Here is a 4,379-nt window from a genome sequence, read left to right as displayed (position 1 = left end):
CGTACGTCACCGCCACCATCCCCGTCGGCAGGGGCCCGTGGGGGGTGGCGGTGGACACCACCGGCCACACCGCCTACGTCACCACCGGTGACGAATCGGTGTCGGTGATCGACACCGATACTCGTACAGTCACCGCCACCATCCACGTCGGCAGTTACCCGCAGGGGGTGGCGGTGGACACCACCGGCCACACCGCCTACGTCACCTACTACGGCGCCGATTCGGTGTCGGTGATCGACACCACCGCCCGCACCGTCAGTGCCACGATCCATGTCGATACCTTGGGCGAGAACCCGGTTGGGGTGGCGGTGGACCCCGCCGGCCACTCCGCCTACGTCACCGCTTACGTTGGTGACAATCTGGTGTCGGTGATCGACACCAGCGCTCGTACCGTCACTGCCACCATCCCAGTCGGCAACCAGCCGCAGGGGGTGGCGGTGGACCCCACCGGCCGCAGCGTCTACGTCACCAACAGCGGCGATAAATCGGTGTCGGTGATCGACACCAATACTCGTACAGTCACCGCCACCATCCCAGTCGGCAAGGGCCCGGTTGGGGTGGCGGTCGACCCCGCCGGCCACACCGTCTACGTCGCTAACAATGACGACAACACGGTGTCGGTGATTCAACATTGAGGATTCGGGAGAATCCGACGCGGACGAAGCCCCCGGCCAGCATCTGATCTTGGGCCAGAGCAGGAGAAAGCCGACCCATGCGACGGCCTACATCGGGGCAGCCCTGACCATCCTGCCGACTATGCCGCCTACGCTAGCGGCCCTGACTAACGAACTGATCAAGCCCCGGCCGGGGCAGCGGAAGCCCGGTGCATCCGCTACCGGGGCAGGGCTGAGGTGCGTTCGGGATGGGCGGCGGTGACGTATCGCATGGCGGTGGAGTCGCTGATGCCGAACAGCCGCATCAGATGCAGGGGGTCGGCGCTGTGGTGGGCCTCATCGAGAATCCGATCCTGACGCACCTGCCCGACGGCCAGGCCGTGGGTGGCGAAGACCCTCTGGGGCATCGATACGCCGATCGGCGGGTGCTGGGTGTGGAAGGCGGTCTGCTGGTTGATCAGCAGGTGTGGGTTCGTGCTGGCCGGCCAGCGCCGGTGGCGTTCGGCCAGCCACTGTCCGGCGAGCTGGTGGGTCAGGGTGTCGAGCCACACCGTATGCACGCGGCCGGGTCGGCGCACGATCAACCTGCCGCGCGCGAGGTCCAAGTCGTCGAGCAGCAGACGCCGTAGGTCGCAGGTGGGTAGGGCGTGGACTGCGACCAGGGCGATGACCAGGCGGGCGAACGCGCCGTCGGTGTGATCGATCAGTCCGCGTAGGCGGTCGGAGCCAACTACGGCGGGCACGGTGCTGATTGCGGGGAACGTCAAGCCTCGGGTCGGATCTCGGAAGATCACTCGCTCGTGGCGCAGTGCGCGGAACACGTTGCGCAATTCGATGTGAATCGAGCGGGCAGCGTTGCCTTTTCGGGCCGCGATGGCGGCTTTTACGTCGTCGGTGGTGATCTGTTTGAGGCTCTCGACCCGCTCGGCCCACTCTCGCAGGACGGGCATGATCTCGCTCAGGTAGCGGCGGATGCTGCAGAAGCTGCGTTTCCGGCGTCTGCTGCGGTGCCCGTGTCCGCGTTCGACCTCGACCCAGACCGCTAACTCGGTGGCGAATCCCTGCGGTAGCCGTTCGAGCATCGCGGTGATGGCCTGCTCGTGGACATCGCGGCGCAGTTCGGGGTCGGGGACCAGCAGACCGCGTGATTCGAGGAACTGACACGCTCTGCGTGCGCTGTACCGCGCGGAGTCCGCGGTCATGAGAGCGACGATGTCGGACTCGTGCACCGGCACGTCTGCACCCGTCCAGCCCAGCACCGTGCTCAGGGTATGGATCGCCTTGCGAGCGGGATAGGTGCTCCAACTCTGCTCGCGAGCCCGCGCAGCGAGTTCGTCGGCCAGCAGTTGAGCCGCGGGTGTGAGACCCGGCATTTGCTCGACGGGCCAGTGCGCGACCGCCGACCAGTCGCGGCGAACGGGAAACAGCTCCACTTGATCGGGGTCGACCAGATGCTCGGAGATGGACCGCGTATCGTGTGGCGCGCTGCTGATCTCTTCGGGGGCTTGGTGATTCGGTTGTGCCGCACCCCGGGGCAATACCCCGAGCCACAGCTGTATCGTCGCCTCACCGTCGTGCCGTTCGCCGAAGGCGGCCACGTGAGCGGTGCAGGCACGGCAGCGAGAATGCCCATCGTCGCTGAGTGGAAGCGGCCCGCGTCCACACCGGCCGCAGGCTCCGACGATGTGGATTTTCGTGCGTCTCCACTTCAGACAGCCTCGGCAGTACACAGCGGTGGCCGCAGGAAACCAGGTCAGGCAGTCGGCACAGGAACGGCCCACCGGTGTGAGTCGCCGTGCCGGAGCCGATCCCGCCAGCGGCCGTGCATGCGCCGGCGAGACATCGAGCAGCCCGGCGTGTTGCAGGATCTCACGAACTTGGCGGCTGTAGTACTGCAGATCCTCGAGCGACTCGACGGCGACCAGATCGCGGCCATCGGCATCACGTACCGCCAGGGCGAGCTGAATCATCATCTGGCATTGGGACTTCCATGGCCTGCTGTAGCGACGCTCGGCGGCATAGGCGTGCACCAGCGGTAGCGCCTTGTCGTAGCCCTCCGGCAGCCGGTGCAGGATTCGCCGGGCCATGGCCAGCCGTAAGTCCCTGCGTGGGGAGAACAACGTCAGCTGCCCGGGTGGGGCCGGTGGACAGATCCGCGGGTCGTCACGCTCGGTCGGCTCGCGCCGCGGCTGACACCACTTCGCGCGGTCGCGTGTCTGGGAAGCTTTGCGCAGCGAGGGCTTTCGCAGTCTCTGCGCGGCGGCGAGGCGTTGGGGCATTCCCGGCCCGGACACGATCAGGCTCAGCTGACGGGACCGGGCCAGGGACGGGTTGGCGAGCCATTCCCCGTCGGCCTCGGCCCGTAGCGCCAACAGGCAACCACGGCACACCCTTTCCGGATTGAGGTGGCCTTGGTGGCGACAGCGAGCACATGGTGCCCGTTGCGGGTAACGGACCCGCCAACTGTCACAGGAGCTGCAGTACCGGCCTTGCCTCAACACGCCCCATCCGCAGCATTCCGGGCACTGGCCGATGCGGACCGTGAGCATCGGTGCGCGCCTGGCTAATTCGGCGGCAATGACCGGCGCTGCCCCGCTTTGGGGCGGGCCGTCGGTCGCGTCGGCGTCGCCGCGGCCGGTGTCTCACCGACCGCTCGAGTCTCCGGCACCGACGCCGCAAGCGGTTCGGCGACGAGCAGATCAGCGACGGTGCAATCCAGTGCCGCGCAGATCTTGTCCAGATCCTCGAGCCGCACCGTGACCGGCGTACCCGACCACATGGCGGCAACCTTGCTCAGCGAGGGCCGAAATCCCACCTGTTCGAACGCGGCCAGCACCTGTACCGGCCGCCACAGATCCCGCTGGGCGGCGATCATGCGCAGATTCCATTTCATCGAAGATTCCCCATGTCCATGATCAGCCGCTGCGCGGCGCGGTCGCTGGCGGTGAGATTGGCGTATTCCGGATCGGCGCGGGCGGTGGCCATGTACCGAAGCGTTGTGGTGGCCCAGTCGTGGCCGAGGAGCTTCTGGATCTCCCACAACGACATCCCGCGCTCGTAGTTGTGGGTGGCGCATGCGTGCCGCAGCAGATGCGGGAACAGATCGGTTACCGGGCCGGTGAGATACCGGGCCGCCGCGTCGTGAATCTTCCGATCGCCCCGGCGATCGTGCCCGCCACCGGGCTCTGCACCACAAGCGATCTCAGGAAACCGAACCGCATGTCGGACCCGATGCTGCGGTCCTACACACGCGCACTGCTCGAATCCGTCGAGACCACCAGCCCACCAACAGTCCTCACACGAGTCCGTGAACTCATCGAACTACTCCTCCCCACGGGACGATGCTCGCTCGACCAGGTCTCACGCCGCCTCGGCGTCGACCGAAAGACCGTGCACCGACACCCCGCTCAATCCGGCCAGACATTCACCTCCGTGCTCAACTCGACCAGAATCGAACTCGCACAACGCCTGGTCGCCGACGACCGCTACTCACTGACCGAGATCGCCCAGATGCTCGCCTTCTCCACCCCCAACAGCTTCTCCCGCTGGTTCCGCCAACACTTCGGCGTCACCGCCCGCACCTGGAGGGCGCAAGCAAAACAACGAGCAGAACACCGGAGCGAACCCGCGGCTGCGATACCTATTGGGCCTTGAATTCTGTTGCAGCCCTGCCTGATGGCAGTCGTCGATGGCGGTGTACTGATCGAACCCCGGCCGCGCGGCGGACCGGGGTTCGATGCATGGGTTCGTCGAGCTGTCTTGCGG

Annotated in this window: 4 protein-coding genes and 1 pseudogene; 2 read left to right on the top strand and 3 right to left on the bottom strand. The window is 66.6% G+C overall.

The features are described from left to right. Positions 1–635, top strand: a 635-nt coding sequence (locus ACIRRA_RS44385; RefSeq protein WP_402781648.1) for a YncE family protein, incomplete at its 5' end; no start/stop codon positions are given. 197 nt (positions 636–832) lie between these two features. Here ACIRRA_RS44385 and ACIRRA_RS44380 read toward each other — a convergent pair. The 3 genes from ACIRRA_RS44380 to ACIRRA_RS44370 form a co-directional block, all read right to left on the bottom strand. Continuing rightward, complete coding sequence (locus ACIRRA_RS44380; protein WP_402781645.1) at positions 833–2,986, bottom strand: hypothetical protein; 2,154 nt, start codon at positions 2,984–2,986, stop codon at positions 833–835. Positions 2,987–3,177: 191 nt separating this feature from the next. After that, the gene (locus ACIRRA_RS44375) at positions 3,178–3,507 is read right to left on the bottom strand and encodes a helix-turn-helix domain-containing protein (protein ID WP_402781642.1); all 330 of its coding nucleotides are present in this window, start codon (positions 3,505–3,507) and stop codon (positions 3,178–3,180) included. Further along, complete coding sequence (locus tag ACIRRA_RS44370) at positions 3,504–3,701, bottom strand: tyrosine-type recombinase/integrase (RefSeq protein WP_402781672.1); 198 nt, start codon at positions 3,699–3,701, stop codon at positions 3,504–3,506. Before ACIRRA_RS44370 ends, ACIRRA_RS44375 begins: the two co-directional genes overlap by 4 nt. A gap of 111 nt (positions 3,702–3,812) precedes the next feature. Between ACIRRA_RS44370 and ACIRRA_RS44365 the strand changes: the two are divergent. Beyond that, positions 3,813–4,268, top strand: a pseudogene (locus tag ACIRRA_RS44365) (helix-turn-helix domain-containing protein); the annotation flags it as partial. Between the last annotated feature and the right edge of the window lie 111 nt (positions 4,269–4,379).

The organism is Nocardia sp. NPDC101769, from assembly GCF_044766925.1.
Classification (GTDB): Bacteria; Actinomycetota; Actinomycetes; order Mycobacteriales; family Mycobacteriaceae; genus Nocardia.
Note: the sequence above shows the minus strand (reverse complement) of the source record. Positions and strands in the feature narration are given on the sequence as shown.

Excerpts from the sequence above, each read along its gene's own strand:
- ACIRRA_RS44375 (WP_402781642.1), bottom strand. The coding sequence starts at position 3,507 with ATGAAATGGAATCTGCGCATGATCGCCGCCCAGCGGGATCTGTGGCGG.